Source organism: Sphingomonas sp. M1-B02, assembly GCF_026167525.1.
Classification (GTDB): domain Bacteria; phylum Pseudomonadota; class Alphaproteobacteria; order Sphingomonadales; family Sphingomonadaceae; genus Sphingomonas.
This window is the reverse complement of the sequence record NZ_CP110679.1, coordinates 1,329,864-1,351,076: the sequence shown is the minus strand read 5'-3', so window position 1 is coordinate 1,351,076 and position 21,213 is coordinate 1,329,864. Positions and strand designations below refer to the sequence as shown.

Below are 21,213 nucleotides of genomic sequence, written 5' to 3'. Positions count from 1 at the left end.
GGTGTCTCTTTAGCGCAGCGGTACGGTAAGCGTGAGACGCTTCCCGTCGCGGAGGATCTGGATCTGGGCGGAGCCGCTCGACTGGGCGGCGGCGAAGGCGGCATTGGCGGCGGCGGGATCGGTAAGCGGGGTGCCGTTGACCGATTGGATGACATCGCCCGCGACCATGCCCGGCGGGCCGTTCTCGCCGATCCGATAGCCCGTGCCAACAGGGACGGCATCGAGCCGCTGGAGGACCGCGGCGGTGCTGGCTGCCGGCGGCATTGTTGCAGCAGGGGCAGCGGACGGTGCACCGGGGGCGGCCTCGGCCGGCTGCGCGTTGGCTGCCGCCGTGCGCTGCTCGGGCGAGAGCGAGGGATCGGGGAAAGCGAGATATTCGCTGCGGCCGTTGACCGAGAGGATGACTCGGTCGCGCAGGATCGCCTGGATCGTCGCGCCGCCGACGCTCTCGCCGATATGATAGGGCTTGGCGGGCTGGCCGTCGGCGGCAATGAATGCCGTCGAGAGCGCGGCGGGGACCGCGGCGAACACGCCCTTGAGCTCGAGCGCGAGGCTGGTCGCCTGCGAGGCGTCGCCCGCCACCGGCTTGCCGAAGGGGGCGAGCGCGAGGAGCGGGGCGATATCGGGCGCCACCGCGGGGCCGCCGCGCCCGGCGGGGATCGTGATCGCGCCGCTGCTCGCGTGCCCCGCCATCCGCCAGGTCAGCCCGGCGAGCGCGACGGCGACCGAGACGACGACGAGGCCGGTGAGCAGATCAAGCGCGGTGCGCGTCTGGCGCGGGGTGAGGCTGCGTTCGGCGATCATGTCTTGCGACCGTCCACGAAGCCGTCGAGCGATGCAAGAGGCGCGCTCTCGTCGCCGGGGAACACATTGATGCGGACGCGGACGATCTCGGGATCGTCGGTGCGCCGCCGCTCGACTGCGATCCGCCATTGCTGGCCCAGCATTTCGGTCTGCTCGGCCTGGGCGGTCGGACCGCTCACCTCGAGTTCGGCGAGGCGATTTTCGGCGATCCACATCGCCGTGGTGCGCCGCTCGACCGCGCGCGTCGAATCGATATGCGATTCGACCGTGCGCATCAGCCCGACCGTGGCGATGGCGAGCACCGCGAGCGCGACGAGCGCCTCGATCAGCGAGAAACCGCTGTCGTCGGCATCTGTGTGTTCCACCCCGGCGAAGGCCGGGGCCCAGTTGCGAGCCGTGATCGAGGTAAGGACGCCGCTTCGAGTTCGCCGAAGCTGGGCCCCGGCCTTCGCCGGGGCGGGAGATGGGAAAGGGTTCACGCCGCGGGCGCCGGGGCGGCGCGGGCGGTGAGGCCATCATAGGTGACGCCCCAGCGCTGGGCGCCGCTTTCGATGATCGCAGACAAGGGCTTGCCCGAGCCATCGACGCCGAGGACGACCGGCGGCTTGACGCTGAGCGTGACGACCATCCCGCCGGGCAGGCGGTGGAAGCCCAGCGCATCGTCGGTGCGGACGACCATCGCGCCATTCGGACCGATCGTCGCGAATCCGTAGCCGTTGCGCTCGACCGTGAAGGCGATGATGCGATCGCCGAGCATGGCGTCGTCGGCGGCCGACTGGAGGCGCGTGGCGAGGCGCCGGGCCTCGGTCTCGACGCTGGGCGCGCGGGTGACGCTGCCGATGCCAACCGACACCGCGCCCGCCATCACCCCGATGATCGCGAGGACGACCAGCATTTCCATCAGGGTCATGCCGGCTTCGCCCCTTCGGGCCGCGCGTCTCGGAATGCCGGCCCCCCGCATCCGTCTAGCGCTTGCGGGCGATATCGGCGTCTACGCCTTCGCCACCGGGCTTGCCGTCGCGGCCGAGCGACTTGATCTCATAGGTCGTGCCGTTCGATTCGTAGACATAGGGCTTGCCCCACGGATCCTGCGGCATCGTCGAAATATAGCCGCCGTCGGGGAAGGTGGCGGGCAGCGGCGGCACCGCGGTCTTCTCGACAAGAGCCTTGAGCCCCTGTTCGGTAGTAGGGAAGGCGCCGTTGTCGAGCCGGTAGGTGGTCAGCTGGCTGGCGATCGTCGCGATATCGGTGCCCGCGGTGGTGACTCGCGCTTGGTCGGGGCGACCGATGACGTTCGGGACGATGAGCGCCGCGACCAAAGCGATGATCGCGAGCACTACGATCATCTCGACCAAAGTCAGGCCGGCTTCGTTTTCGGGAACCGGGCGGCGCTTGCTTGTGCTGCCTTGTGGTGCAATGTCACTAAACTGTTTCACAACTATGCGCATCCCCGGCCCATGCGTCCTACCCATGAAGCTAATGTGACAAACTTTTCCAGCGCCATCGGCGCGCCAGATGTAGATCGACCGCCCGCCGGGGGAGTGTGGACGCTGGCGAGCGGACGGCTGACCATAGCCGAGCGCGACGGGCCTGTAACCATGCTTGTCCCCACCGAGCAGGTGCGGCTGCTTGCAGTCGACCTGCCGCTGGCGAACCGCGCCAAGCGGTTGGAGGCATTGCCCTTCGCGGTCGAGGATCTGATAGCCGAACCGGTCGAATCGGTGCATCTCGCGCTCGGCGCGGAAATCGGACCGCGGCGCTATCTCGTCGGCGTGGTGGGGCACGAGCTGATGGCGGGCTGGGTCGAGCGGGCGGAGGAAGCGGGGCTGGGGCAGGCGGCGATCGTGCCCGACGCGCTAGCGCTGCCGCGGCCGGCCACTGGGCAGTGGGCGGTGGATGTCGCCGCGGATCGTGCCGTGGTGCGCTCGGAGGCCGGGTTCGCGCTTCCCGCCGCGATGTTGCGGCCCGCGTGGGAGGCGGCGGGCAAGCCCTTCATCACCAGCTTCGGCGAGGCGCTGCCCGAGGGTGTAGAGCCGGGCGAGATGGGGCGCACGGGGGCGTTTTCGGGACTGGCGGTCCCCGCGCTCGATTTGCGGCAGGGGCTCTATTCCCGGCAGGCCGGCGGCGCGAACCTTTGGCGGAAGCTTGCCTGGATCCTGGTGCTGGGCGCGGCGGCGCATGTCGTGATCGCGACTGCCGACACGCTGATGCTCCAGTCGATCGCCGACCGGCGCGAGGCGGATACGCGCGCTCTGGTGGCGCTGGCGGCGCCCGGGACCAATTTGAGCGGCGATCTGGCCGATAGCGTCATTACCTTGCTGCCCACGGGAAGCGGCGCGGTGCCCGATGCCTTCCTGCCGCTGCTGGGCCGGGTGTCGAGCGCCTTGACTCCGCTCGGCGGGGCGATCGTGGTGCGCAGCGTGGGGTTCGAGGCGAACATGTTGACGATGGAAATGGACGGGACCGATCCGGCGCTGGCGGGGCGGATCGACGCGGCGCTGCGCGCCGGCGGGGTGGCGGGGAGCGCAACGCGCGCAGCCGACGGCAGCATCCGGCTGACGGCGCGCGGGGCATGAGAGTGATCCTGACCCGCATGCCCGCGCTGGAAGCGGCGTTGCTGCGCTTCGATCTGTGGTGGGGCGGATTGTCGCATCGCGAGCGGGTGCTGCTGAGCGTGCTCGGCAGCCTGCTGGCGCTCACCGTGCTGATTTTCGGGGTGGTGAAGCCGCTGCAGGCGGCGCGTGCGCAGGCGATGGCGGATATCCGCACCTATGAGACGCTGAGCGCGCGGGTCCGCGCGGCGGGGACGCTCGCGCCCCCCGCGCCGCGGCGGCAAGGGCCGGCGGTGGAGGTCGTCAACCAGTCGGCGACGGCGTTCGGGCTGGTCGTGACGCCGGAGGCAATGACGGGCGGGGTACGCGTGGCGATTGCCGATGTGACCTATGATTCGCTGATGGCCTGGCTCGCCGATCTGAGCGCGACCAGCGATCTGCGCGTGCGGCGGCTGTCGATCCAGCGGCGGCCCGAGGTGGGGCGAGTCTCGGCCAATGTGGAGTTCGGCGGATGAGCGAGACGCTGATCCTGGTCGACGATACGGCCCCGACGGCGCTGCCCTACAGCTTCGCGCGGCGCAACGGCGTGCTGCTGCGGCCCGGCGCGGCGGGGCTGGAATGCGTGCATCGGCAGGGGGCGGGGCTCGACGCGTTGCTCGAAGTGCAGCGGATCGCGCCGGGAGCGGGCTATCTTGCGGTGCCCGACGAGGCGTTCGATGCGGCGCTTAGCGCGGCTTATGGCGGCGCGGGCGCGGCGGCGGACATCGATTTGGGCGACATGGACCTCGCGGCGCTGGCCGACAGCGCGGCCTCGGTCGACGATCTGCTCGACACGCGCGACGATGCGCCGGTGATCCGGCTGATCAACGCGCTGCTGCTCGAGGCAGTGAAGGAAGGCGCGTCGGACGTGCATATCGAGACGCAGGAAAAGCGGCTGGTGGTGCGCTTCCGCGTCGATGGCGTGCTGCGCGACATGATCGAGCCGCCGCGCGCGCTGGCGCCCTTGCTGGTCAGCCGGATCAAGGTGATGGCCAAGCTCGACATCGCCGAGCGGCGGATTCCGCAGGACGGCCGCGTGACGCTGCGGATCGGCGGGCATGATGTCGATGCGCGCGTCTCGACCATCCCGACCCAGCATGGCGAGCGGGTTGTGATGCGCTTGCTGGAGAAAGGCTCGCTGCGGCTCGACCTCGAAGCGCTGGGCATGAGCAACCGCGACCGCGACGTGTTCAACCGGTTGCTCGAGCGGCCGCACGGGATGCTGCTGGTCACCGGGCCGACGGGTTCGGGCAAGACGACGACGCTCTATGCGGGGCTCAACACGCTCAACGACCGCAAGCGCAACATCATGACGGTGGAAGATCCCATCGAATATGAGCTTGCCGGTATCGGCCAGACCCAGGTCAATCCGCGCACCGACCTGACCTTCGCGCGCGGGCTGCGGGCGATCCTGCGGCAGGATCCGGACGTGATCATGGTCGGCGAGATTCGCGACCAGGAGACCGCGCAGGTAGCGGTGCGATCGTCGATGACCGGGCATTTTGTGCTGTCGACGCTGCATACCAACAGCGCGGTGGGATCGGTGACGCGGCTGATCGACATGGGGGTGGAGCGCTATCTGCTCGCGCCGATGGTCGTGGGGCTGGCGGCGCAGCGGTTGGTGCGGAAGCTTTGCCCGAGCTGCCGGCGCGCGGATGTGGCGAGCGATGCCGATGCGCTGTTGATGGGCGGGACGATCGCGGTCGGCGAGCCGGTGTGGCGGGCGGTGGGCTGTGACGAATGTCATGGCGACGGCTATCGCGGGCGGGCGGGGCTGTATGAGGTCGTGGCGGTGGACGATCGGTTCCAGAAATTGATCCATGACGGGGCTTCGGAGGCCGAGCTCGAGGCGGCGGCGCGGCGGGATAATCCGAGCTTGCTGGACGATGGCGTGGCGAAGATCCGCTCGGGGCTTACGACGGTGGACGAAGTGGCGCGCGTCGTGCGGGACGAGGCGTGAAACCCCGCGAACCAATATACGCATGTTCCCCGGCGAAGGCCGGGGCCCAGCCCTCTGACACAATTGCACGCCGTAGCGTGCACTTCGGCGCGGTGCGCCGAGTCTGGGCCCCGGCCTTTGCCGGGGAACAGAGTTTGCGGGGCTAGATGCCCGCTTACGCTTATCGTGCGGCGGATCGGGCCGGGGCTGCCAAGCGGGGCATCATCGAGGCTTCGAGTCCCTCGGCGGCGCGGGCGTTGCTGCGGGAGCAGGCACTCTTACCGCTGTCCGTCACCGCGACGACCGATCGCGGCGGCGCGGCGCCGGGGAGCATACAGCTTCCGCGCTTCGGCCGTGCGCCCATATCGTCGAAGCAACTGGCCACGGTCACCCGCCAGATCGCGACGCTCGTCGGCTCCGACATCGCGATCGAGGAGGCGCTGCGCCTGGTCGGCATGCAGTCTGAACAGCCGCGGGTGAGTTCGCTGCTGCTCGAAGTGCGCGGCGCGATCCTCGACGGGCGCAGCTTTGCCGCAGCGCTGAACCAGCATCCCAAGGCCTTTCCCGAATTCTACCGCGCCTCAGTCGCGGCGGGGGAGGCGTCGGGGAAATTGCCCGACGTGCTCAACCATCTCGCCGAATTCGTCGAGAATCGGCAGGCGAACGGGCAGAAATTGCAGCTGGCGCTGCTCTATCCGGCGCTGCTCGCGGTCGTCTCGTTCGGGATGATGGCGCTGCTGATGGTCTATGTCGTGCCCGATATCGTGCGGGTGTTCGTGTCGCGCGGCGCCGATCTGCCTCTGCTGACGCGGGTGATGATCGGGATCAGCTGGTTCCTGCAGAATTTCGGGCTGTATCTGATCATCGGCATCGGCATCGCGTTCGTCCTGTTCGGGCGCTGGTCGCGGGTGCCCGCGAACCGGCTGCGGCTGGATAAATTCTTCAGCGAGCGGCGGCCGTTCCGGCGGTTCAGCCGGCAGTTGAATGCGGCGCGCTTCGCCGGGAGTCTGGCGACTTTGGTGGGGAGCGCGGTGCCCTTGGTCGAGGCGCTGCATGCGGCGGCGGCGGTGACGCCCAATCGCTGGGTGCAGGGCAAGGCGCTGGGCGTGGCGCAGCGCGTGCGCGAGGGCGTGAGCCTGCGCGCGGCGATGCAGGAAGCCGGGGTCTTCCCGACGATGCTGGTCGCGATCGTCGCGTCGGGCGAGACCAGTGGGCGGCTGGCGCCGGCCTTGGGGCGCGCGGCGACCGAGCTGGAGCGCGAGCTGGACGGGCTGGTGGCGACTCTGGTCGCCTTGGTCGAGCCGCTGGTGCTGCTGGTGATGGGCGGGCTGGTGCTGATGATGGTGCTGGCGATCCTGCTGCCGATCATCAATTTGAACAATCTGGTGACGATTTAACTGCCCCCATCGTCATCCCGGCGCAAGCCGGGATCCAGAGTCACGCACGAGTCGGCAGAGTAACCCTGGATCCCGGCTTCGCCGGGATGACGGTTGTGCGTTCGGCGGTCTACATCCCTCCCTGGATGCGTGCCCCGGCAGGCAGGCCGATGAAGGGCAGCATTGCCGCGCCGTCGGGGGTCACCCCCAGGTCGACAGTGCCATCTTCCGACAGGTTCAGGTTCACCAGCGTCTTCCGGCGCTGCCCCGTCGGCGCGATGCGGATTTGGGTCTGGGTGCCGATATGCTCGGCGGTGAGGATCAATGCCGGGACCGCGGTCGCTGCCCCAGCGGTTTTGGGGCGGCAGCTGCCGGGATCGCTGATCGCACTACCCGAAAGCATGCGCGCGCCGCCGCCGACCGCGACCCGATCCATCTCGACCTGCATCGTCAGGTCGCAGGTGAAGGGCAGGTTGGGCTGGAGCGCCTGCAGGAGCGTGCCGTCCGCCGAGCCGCTGACCTTGTCGAGGATCGTCCGCCCGCCGGGATGGACGAGCAATTGCCCGCCGAGATCGGTGTTGGGCCCGGTCGCCTTCCAGTCGGCGGCATAGGCCAGGCTGGTCAGCGAGCGGAGCGGCGCCATGCGCCATTCGAGCTTGGCGCCGCCGGCCACCCCGACTTCGCCGTTCCAGATCGTACCCGCAACGCCGGTGCGCCAGGGGCGGTTCTTGAGCACCGCGCTGGCCGGGATCGTGGCGATCATCGTGAGCAGATAGGCGGCTATCCCCAGGCTCGCGAAGAGGATAATAGGCCGTCGTGCCAAACGCCCCCTATCCGGAGTCGGCAATGGACCGGCGGTCCCTGCTGAAGTTGCTGCAATCAGGCCTGGTCGCTTCAGCGGCATCGGTCGTGGTTCCCACGTCAGCGTTCGCAACAGCCGAGAAGAAGGACAAGCGCCCGATCGCCCTGCTGGTGCCGCTCACGGGACCGCGAGCGCGGCTGGGCTTTAGCATGCAGCAGGCGGCGTTGCTCGCGGAAAACGGGCAATTTGTGCTGAGTTTCGACACCGGCGGGACCGCGGCCGGCGCGGCGGCGGCGGCGGCGAATGCGCTGAAGAAGAAGCCCGCGCTGATCCTGGGGCCGCTTTCGGCGGAGGAAGTGCCGGCGGTCTCGAGCACCATCGCCGGACGGGTGCCGATCATCGCCTTCAGCAACGATTCGGTGCTGCGGACGCCGGGCACCTATATTTTCGGGATCACCGCGGGGCAGGTGACCAGCGCGATCCTGCGCTACGCCCGCTCGCGCGGGATCCGATCGCTGGTGGTGATCGACGACGGTTCGCCGTGGAGCGCGGCGGCCTCGCTTTCGGCGGGGCAAATGGAAAGCGAGCTCGGGCTGGCGGTGCGCGTGCTGGAAGTGCGCGCCGGGCAGCCGACGCCCGATCCGGGCGAGGCGCCAGATGCGGTGTTGCTGCCGGGAAGCGGCGAGGCGGTGCTGGCGGCGGCGCGGCAGCTGAAGGACAGCGGCGTCCAGTTGCTGGGCACGCTGCAGGGGCTCGATCATCGCCCGGCGGCGCTGGAGGCGTTGGACGGGGCGTGGATCGCCAGCCCCGATCCGGTGGCGTTCGGCACCTTCGCCGCGGAGTTTTCGGCGCGCAACGGTGGTGCTGCCGGGACGATCGCGGCTTTGGCCTATGACGCGGCGGGGATCGCCAACACGCTGCGCGCGGCGAACACGCTGAACGGCGCCGGACTGCTCGACAGCAAGGGCTTCCGCTGCGTGACCGGGCCGGTGCGCTTCCGCACCGATGGATCGGTGGCCCGCGACTTCGCGGTGCTGCGCGCGACCCGGCAGGGCTATGAGCCGGTGGCGGTGAGCTCGGGGTCGTGACCCAGCAGCCCGAGGCCGGGGAAACCGGCTTCACGCTGATCGAACTGATGATCTCGCTCGGGCTGTTCGGGCTGATCGCGGTGGCGGGGCTGGCTTTGGTTGAGGGGATCATCAACGTCCAGGGGCGGACCGAGACCCGGCTCGATCGGCTGGCGGATCTGCAGCGGACGATGTTCGTGGTGTCGAGCGATCTCGAGCAGATTGCCGGCGGGGAGCTAACCGGTGGGGGCAACGCGATTTCCTTTACCCGCGCCGCGCCGGGGATGGGCGGGGCGGCGGTGCCGCTGCGCTACGCGGTGACCGGCGGCGCGCTGGTGCGCTCGGTCGGGGCGGCGCCGCAGGTGGTGCTGGGCGGAGTCGCGCTGGCGCGGTGGCGCTTCTGGGACGGAGCCTGGGTGGATCGCTGGCCGGTCGACGAGGCGAGCAAGGAGCGCTGGCCGCGCGCGGTCGCGCTGGAGATGCAGGTCGCCGGGCCGGGCGGGGCGCCGGGATCGCTGCGCCGGGTGATCGCGCTGCCGGTGCGGCCCATGGAGGCCGCGCGATGAAGCGCGACGAGGAAGGGATGATCCTCGTCAACGTGCTGATGTTCGTCGCGATCGCGGCGGGGCTGGTGCTGCTGATGATCAACCGCGAGGAACTGGCGCTCGACCGGGCGCTGCGCACGCGCGAGGCGGCGCGGGCGCTGGCCGTGGTGCGCGGCGGCGAGCTTTCGGCGCTGGTCGCGCTGCGCCGCGATGCCGAAGTCGCGCCCGACATCGATCATGTCGGCGAGCCCTGGGCGCGTCTGTCGGAAGCGGGGGCTCGAATCGAGGGCGGCAGTTTCGATCTGGCGATCGCGGATGCCGAGGGGCGGTTCAACATAAACGCGCTGCGATCGGGCGAAGTCGCGTCGGTGATCCTGTTCCAGACGATCGCGACCGAGGCCGGCTTGCGCCCCGAGCAGATGATCGCGGCGGTCGAATATGTCCGGCTCTATGGCCCGGTGACCGATTTGCGGCCGCTGCGGATGGCGGGGGTGGACCCCAAGGCGGCGGCGATGCTCGAGCGGCTGGTGACGGCGCTGCCCGGCACCACCTCGCTCAACCTCAACGCCGCGGACCAGGAGATGCTGCGCATCCTGTTTCGTGATCCCCAGGTGGCGGAGCGGCTCGCGGCGGTGCGTGCGCGGCAGGGCTATCTAACGCTCAAGGACCTGACCGACCAGAATGTGACAATGCCCTGGGGCGCGTCGTTCCGCTCCAACAATTTCTGGGTGCGCACCCGCGCGACGATCGGCGGGACGAGCCAGCAGGCGGCGACTTTGATCCAGCGGCGGCGGACCGCGGACGGACTGGTCGAAGTTGTGCCGGTCGAACGCTGGCGCAATGCCGCAGTGCCGCCGGGGGCGCCGGCCTTGCCGATCGCGGCCCCGGCCTCGTAGGGCGGCTCAGGGGCGCCACTGCAAGCGGACCTGCATCGTCTCGACGAACAGCGGCGACGCGATCTGGAGCGCCAGCCAGCGCTGGAGTGCGGGCAGCGGCTGGGCGTCGAACCAGGCGCGATCGACTGCGGCGAACTGGCGGACGAAGGGCATCAGCGCGGCATCGGCGAGCGTGTGACGGTGGCCGCAGAGCCAGGGGGTCGCAGTGAGGCGCGCTTCGAGTTCGGCGAGGATCGCGAGGGCCGCGGCGCGGTGCTCGATCGGGCCCGAGCCGTGGCGATCGGGATATTTGTAGCGATCGAGGTGATGCTTGAACGCCCCGTCATTGGCGGCGATCAGGTCGCTGTCGTCGCCTTCCAGCCAGCCTTCGGGATCGTGGCGGTCGAGCGCCCAGCGCATGATGTCGATGCTCTGGTCGATCACGGCGCCGTCGGGGAGGACGAGCACGGGGACGGTGCCCTTGGGGGAGGCCGCGAGCATCTCGGCGGGCTTTTCGCGCAGCTTCACTTCGCGGATCTCGACCGGCTTATCGCTGACGATCAGCGCCATCCGCGCGCGCATCGCATAGGGGCAGCGGCGGAAGCTGTAGAGGATCGGCTCGCTCAGGGTTCGCGGCCGAGATGGGTTTCGCCGCGCGCCTCGGCCAGCTCGGTCTGGCGCTGGCGTTCGGCATAGCGTTCGCGCTGTTCGGGGGTGCGATCGGCGTGGCAGACGGGGCAGCTTACCCCTTCGACGAACAAAGGCGAGGCCTGTTGCTCGGGGCTGAGCGGCATGCGGCAGGCGCGGCACAGCGCGTGGCTGCCGGGGGCGAGGCCGTGGCCGACGCTCACCCGCTCGTCGAACACGAAACATTCGCCCTGCCAGCGGCTCTCTTCGAGCGCGACGGTCTCGAGATAGCGCAGGATCCCGCCCTGGAGGTGATAGACTTCGTCGAGCCCTTGCGCCTTGAGATAGGCGGTGGATTTCTCGCAGCGTATGCCGCCGGTGCAGAACATTGCGATGCGCGGCGCGGCGGCGATTTCCTCGCGATGCGCTTCGAACCAGGCGGGGAAATCGCGGAAGCTCTGGGTTTGCGGATCGACGGCGCCGGCGAAGCTGCCGATCGCGACTTCATAGTCGTTGCGGGTGTCGATCACGATCGTCTGGGGGTCGTCGATCAGCGCGTTCCAACCCTCGGGGGCGACATAATGGCCCGTGCCCCGGAGCGGATCGACATCCGGCTGGCCCATCGTCACGATCTCGCGCTTGATGCGGACCTTCATGCGCAGGAAGGGCATCTCCGCCGCGCGCGAGTCTTTCACTTCGATGGCGGCGCAGCCGGGGAGCGTGCGGATGTGGGCGAGAACCTGCTCGATGCCTTCGTCGCTCCCGGCGATCGTGCCGTTGATCCCCTCGGGCGCGACCAGCAGCGTGCCCTTCACGCCCTGCGACGTGCAGACTTGCGCGAGCGGGGCCCGGAGCGCGGCGCAATCGTCGAAGCGCGTGAACTGATAGAGCGCGGCGACGCGAATGGGCAAAGGGTGGGTCAACGGCTGCGTTCCGGGTTGCGCGGGAAGCGCTCACCTAGAGCGTGCGACCGCGGATTGCCATGGCCGGCCGCCACTTTTGACTTGATAGCGCAGCGTCGCCCCGCTACGCGCACGCCCCTGCAATGTGTCGGGAAGTGGCGCAGTCTGGTAGCGCACTGGTCTCGGGGTCCAGGGGTCGCAGGTTCGAATCCTGTCTTCCCGACCATTGCAGCAAAGTCAGGCGCCGCGCGCGCCGAGCAGCCCCTCGATACTGGTGAATTTCTCGCGCGGGGCGCCTTCGCGCGCCGCCGCGACTTCGGCCGCCTCGATCCTCTGCCAATCGGCGAAGGTGACGACGTCGACGTCGCGGCTCGCGAGCAGCGCGTCCAGCCCTTCGCGGCCCGCCTTGCCGCTGCCGACGGGAATGTCCGCGCCGATCTTTTCCGCGATCGCATAGCCGTCGGGACGGTTGGTGCCGATCGTCCCGCTGGGGCCGCGGCGCGCCCAGCCGACAGCATAGAGTCCGGGCAGGACGCGGCCTTCCTCGTTGGCGAAGCGGCCGGCGCGCTCGTCATAGGGGACCCCCTCGATCGGCGGGGTGCGATAGCCGATGCAGCTCACCACCAGCCCCGCGGGGATCGCATACGTCTCGCCCGTGCCGTGCGCCCGGCCCTCGGCGTCGATCGCGGTACGTTCGACGATGATGCGCTCGACCCGGCCGTCGCCCTCGATCGCGATCGGCATGGCGTAGAAATCGAAGACGATGCGGATCGGCTTCGCTGCATCGGGATGCTCGGCGAGCTGCCGCAGGAGCATAACCGATTTTCGCTGGCCGGGATCGAGTGCGGCGTCCGCTCCCGGGGGCGGGAGGTCGGCGGGATCGACGATCGGCGCGGCGCGTACGAGATGGCCGAGCTCGTCCAGCTCCTTCGGAGTCATCGCGATCTGGTGCGGCCCGCGGCGGCCGAGCAGGGTGATCGTGTGAATCTTCGCCTCGCCGAGCAAGGCCAGCGCGGGGCCGACGATGTCCGATCCGCCGAACTCGGCCTCGGTCTTGGCGAGGATCCGCGCGACGTCGAGCGCGACATTGCCGTTGCCGATGACCACTGCCCCGGGATCGTCGAGCAGCGGGCCGAGTGCGGCATGATCGGGGTGGCCGTTATACCAGCCGACGAACGCTGCCGATCCGACCACCCCGGGCAACTCGGCGCCGGGGATTTCGAGCGGACGATCGCGCGGCGCGCCGGTGGCGAGGACGACTGCGTCGTAGAGCGTGCGCAACTCGTCGATCGAAAGGTCGCGACCGATCGTGACATTGCCGACGAAGCGGACATTTTCGGTCAGCGCGACCGTCTCGTAGCGGCGCGCGACGCCCTTGATCGACTGGTGATCGGGCGCAACGCCGGTGCGGATCAGTCCGAAGGGAACGGGCAACCGATCGATGATATCGACCTGGATGTCGTTGCCGAATGCTTTCTGGCAGGCTTCCGCGGTATAATAGCCCGCCGGCCCCGAGCCGACGATCGCGATGTGACGCAAACTCTTTCTCCGTCGGCGAATGCGACGATGGTAGCGCCCGGGACAGCGGGGGCAAGGCGGTTCGGCGTTGACGCGGGGGTGCGGGCTGCTAGGCGCGGCGCGTGAGCCCGATCGAGATCGCTGCCGTCCTGCTGGGGCTCGTGAACGTTACGCTGGTGGTGCGGCGAAGCCTGTGGAACTATCTGTTCGCGCTGGCGATGGTGTCGCTCTACGGCTTCATCTTCTTCGAGGCCAAGCTCTACAGCGACGCGTTGCTACAAGGCTTCTTTTTCGCGGTGAATATCTATGGCTGGTGGAACTGGACGCGATCGCGCGCCCAAAGCGGTGAGGTCCGGATCGTCTCGCTGGGGGTGCGGGGGCGTACCGCCTGGCTGGCGGGATGCCTGATCGTAACGGCGATCTGGGGGCTGCTGATGCACCACTACACCGATGCGGCCTATCCCTGGTGGGACGGCAGCATCGCGGTGCTGAGCGTCGCCGCGCAGACGCTGCAGTCGCGGCGCAACTGGGAGACCTGGGTCTTGTGGATCATGGTCGATCTGATCGCGGTGCCGCTCTATGCGGTGAAGGGGCTGTGGCTGACCGCGGGGCTCTACCTGATCTTCCTCGCGCTCTCGGCCTGGGGGCTCCGCGACTGGGTGAAGGCGCGGCGCGCATGATGCCGCGCACGATCTGCCTGCACGGGCCCGAAAGCACCGGAAAGTCGACCCTGGGTCCGCTGCTGGCGGCGCATTTGGGAGGCGTGCTGCTCGACGAATATGGCCGCGATTTTGCCGAGGCCGAGGGCACCGACTTCACGATGCCCGATCTGGTGACGATCGCGCGGGCCCACGACGCGAAGGCCCGGGGGCTGCTCGCGGCGGGCGCCGATCCGCTGATCGTCGACACCGATCCGCTGATGACCGCGGTATGGGCCGACATGCTGTTCGGCACGCGCGATCCCTGGTTCGATGCATGGACCGGGACCGCGGACCTCTATCTGCTGTTCGACATCGACTTGCCATGGGTCGAGGATGGCACCCGCATGTTCGGCACCCCCACGCTGCGCCAGAAATTCTTCGATCTGGCCAAGGCCGAGCTCCATCGCCGCGGGCTCAGCTGGGCGCTGGTCAATGGACAAAGCGAGGCGCGCTTCGCCAGTGCACTCGCCGCGATCGAAGCGGCGGCCGCCCAAGCGACCGCCGCGCGTTGATCAATTCTCGACGATGTTCCCGCCGAGCTGGTCGACCATCTTAATATAGGCATCGAGGTAGGCGAGCACGATCACCTGGCCGATCTCGGTGTTCTGGTATCCGCCGCCGCCTGCAGCAGCCAGGCCACCCCACCAGCCTGCACCGCCGCCGCCGCCGAAGCCGATGTCGGTCTTGCGCGCATAGCCTTCGCTGACCTGCTCCTCGGTGCTCCGGGTGTCGACCACCGACAGCGTGACGTTGGCTTCCTTCTTCTTGATGCTGATCGCGCCGCCCAGCGCCCCGCCGACGCGCCCGCCGAGCATCCCGCCCAGTGCGGCACCGATGCCGCCGCCGCCCGAATTGCGGTTCGAGCTGACGATGTCGGGCTCGAGCAGGAAGTCGGCGGCGCGGACCTGCCCGCCGCCCATGTTCGAATTGGCGCGCAGCTCGCCGCTTTCCGCCATCGCCCGCTCCATCGCCCGGCTCTGCATCGCGCGTCCGCGGTTGACGAGGGTGAAGCAGCGCGATTCCTGGACGAACACCTTCAAAATCGCCTCCGGATTGCCGAGGTTGAACTCGCGCCACCACTGGTTTTCGGGCGAGACCATGCCGATCGTGCCGAGCGGCCTCGCGCAGCGGGGGATGTCGCGCATGCCGCGCTCTTGCGCCTTGCGGCCCGACGAAGCGCCCTTGGTGTCGCCGCGTTTATCCTGCTTGCCCGACGACATCGAGGTCTGGGCGGTGGCCGGCGCGGCTGCCGCGACCATGAAAAACGCGGCTGCACCCGCCAGCAACAAACTACGCATATCTTTCCCCTCTGCTGAATTCCTTTTGCCCGAGCGATGTCGTAGCAGAGGCGCGCGATCAACGGTAGCAGATGCTTTGGCTTTGGCGCGCAAGCTGCTAAGCGCGCGCGCCTATGGCCACCGAAATCTCCCGCATCCGCAACTTTTCGATCATCGCGCATATCGATCATGGCAAATCCACGCTTGCCGATCGGTTGATCCAGACCACCGGCGGCCTCCAGGCCCGCGAAATGTCGGCGCAAGTCCTTGATAACATGGACATCGAGAAGGAACGCGGGATCACGATCAAGGCGCAGACGGTGCGCCTCGACTGGAAGGAGCATGTCCTCAACCTGATGGACACGCCGGGGCATGTCGACTTCGCCTATGAGGTGAGCCGCAGCCTGGCCGCGTGCGAGGGTGCGCTGCTGGTGGTCGACGCCGCACAGGGCGTGGAGGCGCAGACGCTCGCCAACGTCTACCAGTCGATCGAGCACGATCATGAGATCATCCCGGTCATCAACAAGATCGACCTCCCCAGCGCCGAGCCCGAGAAGGTGCGGCACGAGATCGAGGAGATCATCGGCATCGATGCGTCGAACGCGGTGCTGGCAAGTGCGAAGTCGGGGATCGGCATCGAGGAAATCCTCGACGCGATCGTCGCGCGCATCCCCCCGCCCAAGGGCGATCCCGATGCGCCCTTGAAGGCGATGCTCGTCGACAGCTGGTACGACCCCTATCTGGGCGTCGTCATCCTGGTTCGCGTGATCGACGGGGTGATCAAGAAGGGCCAGCAGATCAAGTTCATGGCCGCGGGCACTACCCATCTGATCGACCGGGTCGGCGCCTTCCGCCCCAAGATCGAAGTGCTGCCCGATCTGGGCCCCGGCGAGATCGGCTTCATCACTGCGCAGATCAAGGAAGTCGCGCAGGCACGCGTCGGCGACACGCTGACCGACGCCAGGCGCCCCGCGCTCGAGCCGCTGGAGGGCTTCAAAGAGGTCCAGCCGGTGGTGTTCTGCGGGCTCTTCCCGGTGGACGCCGCGGACTTCGAGAAATTGCGTGAGAGCATCTCGCGGCTGCGGCTCAACGACGCCTCGTTCAGCTTCGAGATGGAGACCAGCGCGGCATTGGGCTTCGGCTTCCGCTGCGGCTTCCTGGGGTTGCTACATTTGGAGATCATCCAGGAGCGGCTGACCCGCGAATATGATCTGGACCTGATCACGACGGCGCCGTCGGTGGTCTATCAGATCGACCTCACCCATGGCGGCGGGCATATCGAGCTGCACAATCCCGCCGATATGCCCGATCCCACCAAGATCGCGACGATCTCCGAGCCGTGGATCAAGGCGGTGATCTATGTCCCCGACGAATATCTGGGCAGCATCCTGAAGCTCTGCCAGGATCGCCGCGGCATCCAGCGCGACCTGACTTATGTCGGCGGGCGCGCGCAGGTGACCTATGAGCTGCCGCTCAACGAAGTCGTGTTCGATTTTTACGATCGGCTGAAGAGCATCAGCCGCGGCTATGCGAGCTTCGATTATGAGCAGATCGGTTACCGGGAAGGGGATCTCGTCAAGATGAGCATCTTGGTCAATGCCGAGCCGGTCGACGCGCTGAGCATGATCGTCCACCGCGGCACCGCCGAGGCGCGCGGCCGCGGCATGTGCGAACGGCTCAAGGATTTGATCCCGCGGCACCTGTTCAAGATCCCGATCCAGGCGGCGATCGGCGGCAAGGTGATCGCGCGCGAGACGATCGCGGCTATGCGCAAGGACGTCACCGCGAAATGCTATGGCGGCGACATCAGCCGGAAGAAGAAGCTGCTCGACAAGCAGAAAGAGGGCAAGAAGCGGATGCGCGAATATGGCTCGGTGAGCATCCCGCAGGAGGCGTTTATCGCCGCGCTGCGGATGGGCGAGGAATAAGTCAGCGCATTGCCGCGAGCAGCTCACCCATCCGCAAGTCGATCGGCGCCAGGCGCGCGCGGTCTTCGGGGGAGAAGAGCGGGAGTATGTCCATGCCGGGCTCCCAATAAGCGCGGGTGATCGCCGAGCGGGCGGCTACAAGCTCGATATATTCGCGCGCATGCGGGTTGCCGGCGTCGGGGGCCAGGATGTTCGCGCGGAAGGTGGTCGGATCGTAGGGCGCGGTCGGATCGGGCAGGAAGAGGATGCGCGCCGGCTCGCCGGTCTGGGGCGTGACGTCCACCAGTTCGCACGTCGGGCTGCGCCAGACGGCGTGGTGCTCGGCCTCGAACCAGCGGCCGGGCCAGTGCCAGATCGCCCAGCCATAGAGTGCCTCGCCGCCGTGTAGGCGGGCCTGGGCGACCGAATTGTCGAAGCAATAGGCGACCTTGGTATCGGGCGCGGGCTCGACGCGGACGTAGAGCGGCTCGGACGCGGAAATGATGGCGCAAAAGGCGCGGGTGGCGGCGTCGATCTGTTGTGGGGGCCCGAGAATCATCCCCTGCGGCTAGGCGCAGTGCGGGGCCGCGTCCAGCCGGCTCGCGCGCCTTTACCAAATGCTAGGGCAGGGGGTGCCATGGTCGCCGCGAGTTGGTCCGCGTGAGTGGGCCATGAGGCTGGGGAATATCTTATGGGTCAGCTGCCGCTGATCGCACCGCGACCGCCGCGGCTGAGCGAAATGGGCGCGGGATTGCGCGCGATCGAGGAACGGGGAATCTATTCGAACGGCGGGCCGGTGGTGCGCGGGTTCGAGGCGGATGCGACCGCGAAGTTGTTCGGCGGGGCGGGGGACTGCTTGGCGGTAGGCAACGCCACGCTGGGGCTGATGCTGGCGATCCGCCAGGCGGCGGGGCCGCGCGCGGGGACCGGGGCCTATGCACTGATCCCGAGCTTCACCTTCGCCGCGACCGCGCATGCGGCCGAATGGGCGGGCCTTACGCCGCTGCTGTGCGATATCGATCCCGAGGATTGGGCCTCGAGCGCCGCGGCCGAGGCCGAGGCGTTCGCGCTGCACGGCGAGGCAATCGCAGTCGTTGTTCCCTATGCCGCATTCGGCATGGGGATCGATCTGGCGCGCTACCGGGCGTATCATGCGCGCGGCGTGGGCGTGGTGATCGATGCCGCCGCCTCGCTGGGCGCGCTGGATGCCGAGGGCGGCCAGTTCGGTGCGGGCGCGCCCTTTGCGATCGTCTATTCGATGCACGCGACCAAGGTGTTCGCGACTGCCGAGGGCGGGCTGATCCATTCGGGCGACGCCGGGCTGATCGACGCGCTGCGGCGGATGACCAATTTCGGCTTTGCCGGCGGGCGATCGGCCGAGGGGCCGGGGATCAACGCCAAGCTTCCCGAGATATTGGGGCTTTCTGCGGCGGCGAAGCTGGGGGAGATCGAGGGTGTCGCCGCGCACCGCATGACGCTGGATGCCGCCTATCGCGAGATGCTGGGCGGATTCGCGGCGGACAAGGGCTTCGAGTTCCAGAATCTGCGCGGCAGCCGGCCGGCGCTGCAATTCCAGTCGCTGCTGCTGCCGCGCGCCTTTGCCGGGCACCGCCGCGCGATCATCGCGATGCTGGCCGAGCAGGGGATCGGAGCGGCGCATTATTTTAGCCCGCATCTGGCGGAGCAGCCCTGGTTTCGCGCGCATAGCGTGTTCGGCGCGCTGCCGGTGAGCGACGAGGTGAGCGGGCGGATATTGTCGCTACCGGTGACCGACGGGATGACCGTCGCCGATGTCGAGCGGGTGTGCGGCGCGCTGATCGACGCCTGCGCGCGATCGGGGCTCAACGGGATCCAGCGCGAGCGGCGCGGACGGGGGGTGCATGCGGCGCTGATCGTCGGTGGCGGGCCGGCGGGCACGGCGTTGCTGACCGCGGCGAGCAAATCGGAGTCGCTGGTTGAACTAGCGCGCGGCGGGCTGGCGGTGATCGAGCGCGACGCGGTGCTCGGGCGCGGGCTTATCGGGACCTATGCGATCACGTCGGACAGTACGGCGGAGACTTTCCTGACTGCGGTGAAGGATAACAGCCATGCGGGGCTGGCGGCGCTGACCCGGCATCATGGCGCGCAGGAAGTGGCGATGCATATCGGCCGGCTGGGCGTGCCGCTCGCGCGCGCGACGCCGTTGCTGGAGGCGACCGGGGCCGAACTCGGCGCGATCGTCGCCGGCAATGGCGGGACGGTGGCGACGCGGAGCGAAGTCGTCGAGGCGCGGCGGACTGCGGACGGGTTGTGGGCGGCGCGCGTGCGCAACCTGCTGACCGGCGAGGAACGGGTGATGCGCACCGCGGCTTTGGTGATCGCGACCGGCGGCTATCAGGCGCGCGAGCATATCGCCGCCGAGCAGATTGCCGGATTGACGCTGGGCGAACTGGCGGGCGATCGGCTGATGCTGGGGGACGAATTTCTCAAGATCGGCGGGCTCGACGTGCTCCGCGCGCGGATCGCGGACAAGCGCGCGCCGCGGATCGCGATTGTCGGCGGATCGACCAGCGCGATGGCGGCGGCGGCCCTGATGCTCAAGGCGGCGCCGGCGCTGCCGCTGGGGGCAGGCGGACTGGCGCTCTATCATCGCCGGCCGCTCAGGCCCTTTTACCATTCGGTGGAGGCGGCGCGCGACGACGGGTTCAGCGATTTCGGGCCCGAGGACATCTGCCCGGTGACCGGCTTCGTCTATCGGCTCGCGGGCTTTCGGCTGGAGGCGCGCGAGCTGGTGCTGCGGATGCTGGGCGTCGGCAGGCGGGCACCCGATCCGCGGATGATGCTGCGGCAGATTTCGGAACTGGACGACGCGACGGTGCGCGAAGAACTGGCGGCGGCGGACGTGGTGATCGGCGCGCTCGGCTATCGGCCAAGGGCGATGCGGCTGTTCGATGTCGACGGCGTGCCGATCGCGCTCGCGGCCGACGAGCCGGGACGGCCGCGGCTGGTCGATCAACAATGCCGGGTGATTGATGCCGACGGCGTGCCGGTGCCGGGCGTCTATGGCATCGGCCTGGCCTCGGGGCATGTCCCCGATGGCAAACTCGGCGGCGAATCCTCCTTCAGCGGCAAGGCCAACGGGTTGTGGCTGTGGCAGAACGATATCGGCCAGATGATCGTCGATCAGTTGCTGGGCGAGCGCGCCCGGGCGGTCGCATGAGCGCCCCCACCGTATCGGTGATCATGGCGGTCTATAATGGCGCGGCCATGCTGCCCGAGACGCTGGCGAGCCTGCAGGCGCAGACGCTGACCGACTGGGAGCTGATCGCGGTCGACGATTGCTCGAAGGATGACAGCGTCGGAGTGCTGGAAGCGCTGGGCGATCCCCGCATTCGTGTGATCCGGTCGCGCGAGAATGGTGGCCCGGTGGTGGCGCGCAACATCGCCTTCGCCGCGGCGCGCGGGCGTTATGTCGCCGGGCTCGACCAGGACGATATAAGCCTGCCCCAACGCCTTGCGCGTCAGGTGAGCTTCCTCGACGCGGACCCGGGCACGGTGCTGGTGAGCAGCGCCGCCGACTATCTGATCGACGGGCGGCGCGCCCCCGGCAACTGGCCGCGGCCGCTGACCCCGGCGCTGATCGACTGGCTGCTGCTGATCCGGAATCCGATCGCCTGGTCGTCGGTGATGTTCCGCGCCGATGCCGCGCGGCAGCTCGATCCGTTCGAGCGGCCGGAGATGCGCTATGTGGAGGATTTCGACCTTTACCAGCGGATCCGGGCCTTCGGTCGCGTCGCGCAGATCGACGAGGTGCTGCTGCTCTATCGCTGCCATGAGGGCGGGGCGTCGAACATGTTCAACAGCACGATGTGCGCGCATGCCGAATTGCTGCTGCGCGAGCGACACCGCGCGCTGCTGGGCCCCGCAGCGCCGGAAATAGCGCCGCTGCTGGTGCGCCACGTGATGGATGGCGCGCCGGTGCCCGACGTTGCGACGCTCAACGCATTGTTCGTCGGCATCGGCGCTCTGCGCGCCGAATTCGGCAAGGGCGATTACAGCGCTGTCGAGCTTGCGCAGATCGACGATATGATCAGCCAGGGATGGTGGCGCCTGTGCCGTACCGGGGTGCGCGCCGGCACGCTGCTGCTCCACCGCGTGCTCGAGCGGCGGCCCACGCCGGTTCCGGTCCGCGAGGCGGTGGATCTGGTGGCGAGCCAGGCGATCGGCGGGGTACGGGCAGTTTGGAGACGGCTCGCCCGAGGGTGAAGGCGCATCGATGGCTGGACATATAGCCGAGTCAGGC

Annotated in this window: 22 protein-coding genes and 1 tRNA gene; 13 read left to right on the top strand and 10 right to left on the bottom strand. The window is 68.6% G+C overall.

What is annotated here, in order from left to right; translation table 11 throughout:
- Positions 1-9: 9 nt before the first annotated feature.
- From OKW87_RS06470 to gspG, 4 genes are all read right to left on the bottom strand, one after another.
- Positions 10-804 carry a type II secretion system protein N gene (locus OKW87_RS06470; RefSeq protein WP_265543236.1) on the bottom strand — a complete coding sequence of 265 codons (795 nt, stop codon included), beginning with the start codon at positions 802-804 and terminating at the stop codon, positions 10-12.
- Positions 801-1,169, bottom strand: coding sequence for a type II secretion system minor pseudopilin GspI (gspI, locus tag OKW87_RS06465; protein ID WP_265543233.1), 369 nt, complete (start codon positions 1,167-1,169; stop codon positions 801-803). Before gspI ends, OKW87_RS06470 begins: the two co-directional genes overlap by 4 nt.
- 110 nt (positions 1,170-1,279) lie before the next feature.
- Complete coding sequence (locus tag OKW87_RS06460; RefSeq protein WP_265543231.1) at positions 1,280-1,765, bottom strand: prepilin-type N-terminal cleavage/methylation domain-containing protein; 486 nt, start codon at positions 1,763-1,765, stop codon at positions 1,280-1,282.
- A 4-nt stretch (positions 1,766-1,769) separates the two neighbouring features.
- Positions 1,770-2,240, bottom strand: a complete 471-nt coding sequence (gene gspG, locus OKW87_RS06455) for a type II secretion system major pseudopilin GspG (RefSeq protein ID WP_265543229.1) — start codon at positions 2,238-2,240, stop codon at positions 1,770-1,772.
- Between the two features lie 21 nt (positions 2,241-2,261).
- On the opposite strand from gspG, the gene gspL reads away from it, so the two are divergent.
- The 4 genes from gspL to OKW87_RS06435 all read left to right on the top strand — a co-directional run bounded on the left by gspL (position 2,262) and on the right by OKW87_RS06435 (position 6,731).
- Positions 2,262-3,380 carry a type II secretion system protein GspL gene (gene gspL, locus OKW87_RS06450; RefSeq protein WP_265543227.1) on the top strand — a complete coding sequence of 373 codons (1,119 nt, stop codon included), beginning with the start codon at positions 2,262-2,264 and terminating at the stop codon, positions 3,378-3,380.
- Positions 3,377-3,871 carry a type II secretion system protein GspM gene (gene gspM / locus OKW87_RS06445; RefSeq protein WP_265543226.1) on the top strand — a complete coding sequence of 165 codons (495 nt, stop codon included), beginning with the start codon at positions 3,377-3,379 and terminating at the stop codon, positions 3,869-3,871. Before gspL ends, gspM begins: the two co-directional genes overlap by 4 nt.
- Positions 3,868-5,355: a type II secretion system ATPase GspE gene (gene gspE, locus OKW87_RS06440; protein ID WP_265543225.1), complete on the top strand. Its 1,488-nt coding sequence runs from the start codon at positions 3,868-3,870 to the stop codon at positions 5,353-5,355. The genes gspM and gspE overlap by 4 nt, the downstream gene beginning before the upstream one ends.
- A 146-nt stretch (positions 5,356-5,501) precedes the next feature.
- A complete protein-coding gene (locus OKW87_RS06435) occupies positions 5,502-6,731 on the top strand; it encodes a type II secretion system F family protein (protein WP_265543224.1) in 1,230 nt (409 codons plus the stop codon).
- Positions 6,732-6,840: 109 nt separating this feature from the next.
- Here OKW87_RS06435 and OKW87_RS06430 read toward each other — a convergent pair whose 3' ends face one another.
- Positions 6,841-7,473: a hypothetical protein gene (locus OKW87_RS06430; protein WP_265543222.1), complete on the bottom strand. Its 633-nt coding sequence runs from the start codon at positions 7,471-7,473 to the stop codon at positions 6,841-6,843.
- 83 nt (positions 7,474-7,556) lie between these two features.
- Between OKW87_RS06430 and OKW87_RS06425 the strand changes: the two genes are divergently transcribed.
- From OKW87_RS06425 to OKW87_RS06415, 3 genes are read left to right on the top strand one after another with little or no spacing between them, the layout of a single operon-like run.
- Positions 7,557-8,600 carry an ABC transporter substrate-binding protein gene (locus tag OKW87_RS06425; protein ID WP_265543220.1) on the top strand — a complete coding sequence of 348 codons (1,044 nt, stop codon included), beginning with the start codon at positions 7,557-7,559 and terminating at the stop codon, positions 8,598-8,600.
- Positions 8,597-9,145, top strand: a complete 549-nt coding sequence (locus tag OKW87_RS06420) for a PulJ/GspJ family protein (protein ID WP_265543218.1) — start codon at positions 8,597-8,599, stop codon at positions 9,143-9,145. The genes OKW87_RS06425 and OKW87_RS06420 overlap by 4 nt, the downstream gene beginning before the upstream one ends.
- A complete protein-coding gene (locus OKW87_RS06415) occupies positions 9,142-10,020 on the top strand; it encodes a general secretion pathway protein GspK (RefSeq protein ID WP_265543216.1) in 879 nt (292 codons plus the stop codon). Before OKW87_RS06420 ends, OKW87_RS06415 begins: the two co-directional genes overlap by 4 nt.
- 6 nt (positions 10,021-10,026) lie before the next feature.
- Here OKW87_RS06415 and OKW87_RS06410 read toward each other — a convergent pair whose 3' ends face one another.
- Both OKW87_RS06410 and trhO read right to left on the bottom strand, forming a co-directional pair.
- Positions 10,027-10,626 (bottom strand): glutathione S-transferase, encoded by a 600-nt coding sequence (locus OKW87_RS06410; RefSeq protein WP_265544018.1) that lies wholly within the window; start codon positions 10,624-10,626, stop codon positions 10,027-10,029.
- Positions 10,623-11,549: an oxygen-dependent tRNA uridine(34) hydroxylase TrhO gene (gene trhO, locus OKW87_RS06405; RefSeq protein ID WP_265543214.1), complete on the bottom strand. Its 927-nt coding sequence runs from the start codon at positions 11,547-11,549 to the stop codon at positions 10,623-10,625. Before trhO ends, OKW87_RS06410 begins: the two co-directional genes overlap by 4 nt.
- A gap of 128 nt (positions 11,550-11,677) precedes the next feature.
- On the opposite strand from trhO, the gene OKW87_RS06400 reads away from it, so the two are divergent.
- Positions 11,678-11,754, top strand: a tRNA-Pro gene (locus OKW87_RS06400).
- 11 nt (positions 11,755-11,765) lie between these two features.
- Here the strand turns inward: OKW87_RS06400 and OKW87_RS06395 are convergent.
- Positions 11,766-13,067 carry an FAD-dependent oxidoreductase gene (locus OKW87_RS06395; RefSeq protein ID WP_265543212.1) on the bottom strand — a complete coding sequence of 434 codons (1,302 nt, stop codon included), beginning with the start codon at positions 13,065-13,067 and terminating at the stop codon, positions 11,766-11,768.
- Between the two features lie 101 nt (positions 13,068-13,168).
- Between OKW87_RS06395 and pnuC the strand changes: the two genes are divergently transcribed.
- Positions 13,169-13,726, top strand: coding sequence for a nicotinamide riboside transporter PnuC (gene pnuC, locus OKW87_RS06390; protein WP_265543210.1), 558 nt, complete (start codon positions 13,169-13,171; stop codon positions 13,724-13,726).
- Positions 13,723-14,259 (top strand): ATP-binding protein, encoded by a 537-nt coding sequence (locus tag OKW87_RS06385; protein WP_265543208.1) that lies wholly within the window; start codon positions 13,723-13,725, stop codon positions 14,257-14,259. Before pnuC ends, OKW87_RS06385 begins: the two co-directional genes overlap by 4 nt.
- On the opposite strand, the gene OKW87_RS06380 is transcribed toward OKW87_RS06385, so the two are convergent.
- Positions 14,260-15,045 (bottom strand): CsgG/HfaB family protein, encoded by a 786-nt coding sequence (locus OKW87_RS06380; protein ID WP_265543206.1) that lies wholly within the window; start codon positions 15,043-15,045, stop codon positions 14,260-14,262.
- 113 nt (positions 15,046-15,158) lie between these two features.
- Between OKW87_RS06380 and lepA the strand changes: the two genes are divergently transcribed.
- The gene (lepA, locus tag OKW87_RS06375; RefSeq protein ID WP_265543205.1) at positions 15,159-16,952 is read left to right on the top strand and encodes a translation elongation factor 4; all 1,794 of its coding nucleotides are present in this window, start codon (positions 15,159-15,161) and stop codon (positions 16,950-16,952) included.
- Position 16,953: 1 nt separating this feature from the next.
- Here lepA and OKW87_RS06370 read toward each other — a convergent pair whose 3' ends face one another.
- A complete protein-coding gene (locus OKW87_RS06370) occupies positions 16,954-17,490 on the bottom strand; it encodes a hypothetical protein (protein WP_265543203.1) in 537 nt (178 codons plus the stop codon).
- Between the two features lie 132 nt (positions 17,491-17,622).
- Between OKW87_RS06370 and OKW87_RS06365 the strand changes: the two genes are divergently transcribed.
- Both OKW87_RS06365 and OKW87_RS06360 read left to right on the top strand, forming a co-directional pair.
- On the top strand, positions 17,623-20,130 hold the full coding sequence (locus OKW87_RS06365; protein ID WP_265543201.1) for a DegT/DnrJ/EryC1/StrS family aminotransferase: 2,508 nt from the start codon (positions 17,623-17,625) through the stop codon (positions 20,128-20,130).
- On the top strand, positions 20,127-21,176 hold the full coding sequence (locus OKW87_RS06360; protein ID WP_265543199.1) for a glycosyltransferase family 2 protein: 1,050 nt from the start codon (positions 20,127-20,129) through the stop codon (positions 21,174-21,176). Before OKW87_RS06365 ends, OKW87_RS06360 begins: the two co-directional genes overlap by 4 nt.
- The last annotated feature ends 37 nt before the right edge of the window (positions 21,177-21,213 follow it).

Bases quoted from the DNA above. Each gene is read 5' to 3' on its own strand.
- OKW87_RS06470 (WP_265543236.1), bottom strand. From the start codon at position 804: ATGATCGCCGAACGCAGCCTCACCCCGCGCCAGACGCGCACCGCGCTT.
- gspM (WP_265543226.1), top strand. From the start codon at position 3,377: ATGAGAGTGATCCTGACCCGCATGCCCGCGCTGGAAGCGGCGTTGCTG.
- OKW87_RS06365 (WP_265543201.1), top strand. From the start codon at position 17,623: ATGGGTCAGCTGCCGCTGATCGCACCGCGACCGCCGCGGCTGAGCGAA.
- lepA (WP_265543205.1), top strand. From the start codon at position 15,159: ATGGCCACCGAAATCTCCCGCATCCGCAACTTTTCGATCATCGCGCAT.
- OKW87_RS06425 (WP_265543220.1), top strand. From the start codon at position 7,557: ATGGACCGGCGGTCCCTGCTGAAGTTGCTGCAATCAGGCCTGGTCGCT.
- OKW87_RS06360 (WP_265543199.1), top strand. From the start codon at position 20,127: ATGAGCGCCCCCACCGTATCGGTGATCATGGCGGTCTATAATGGCGCG.
- OKW87_RS06415 (WP_265543216.1), top strand. From the start codon at position 9,142: ATGAAGCGCGACGAGGAAGGGATGATCCTCGTCAACGTGCTGATGTTC.
- OKW87_RS06370 (WP_265543203.1), bottom strand. From the start codon at position 17,490: ATGATTCTCGGGCCCCCACAACAGATCGACGCCGCCACCCGCGCCTTT.
- OKW87_RS06430 (WP_265543222.1), bottom strand. From the start codon at position 7,473: ATGATCGCCACGATCCCGGCCAGCGCGGTGCTCAAGAACCGCCCCTGG.
- OKW87_RS06435 (WP_265543224.1), top strand. From the start codon at position 5,502: ATGCCCGCTTACGCTTATCGTGCGGCGGATCGGGCCGGGGCTGCCAAG.
- OKW87_RS06460 (WP_265543231.1), bottom strand. From the start codon at position 1,765: ATGCGGGGGGCCGGCATTCCGAGACGCGCGGCCCGAAGGGGCGAAGCC.
- OKW87_RS06380 (WP_265543206.1), bottom strand. From the start codon at position 15,045: ATGCGTAGTTTGTTGCTGGCGGGTGCAGCCGCGTTTTTCATGGTCGCG.
- gspE (WP_265543225.1), top strand. From the start codon at position 3,868: ATGAGCGAGACGCTGATCCTGGTCGACGATACGGCCCCGACGGCGCTG.
- gspL (WP_265543227.1), top strand. From the start codon at position 2,262: ATGCGTCCTACCCATGAAGCTAATGTGACAAACTTTTCCAGCGCCATC.
- OKW87_RS06385 (WP_265543208.1), top strand. From the start codon at position 13,723: ATGATGCCGCGCACGATCTGCCTGCACGGGCCCGAAAGCACCGGAAAG.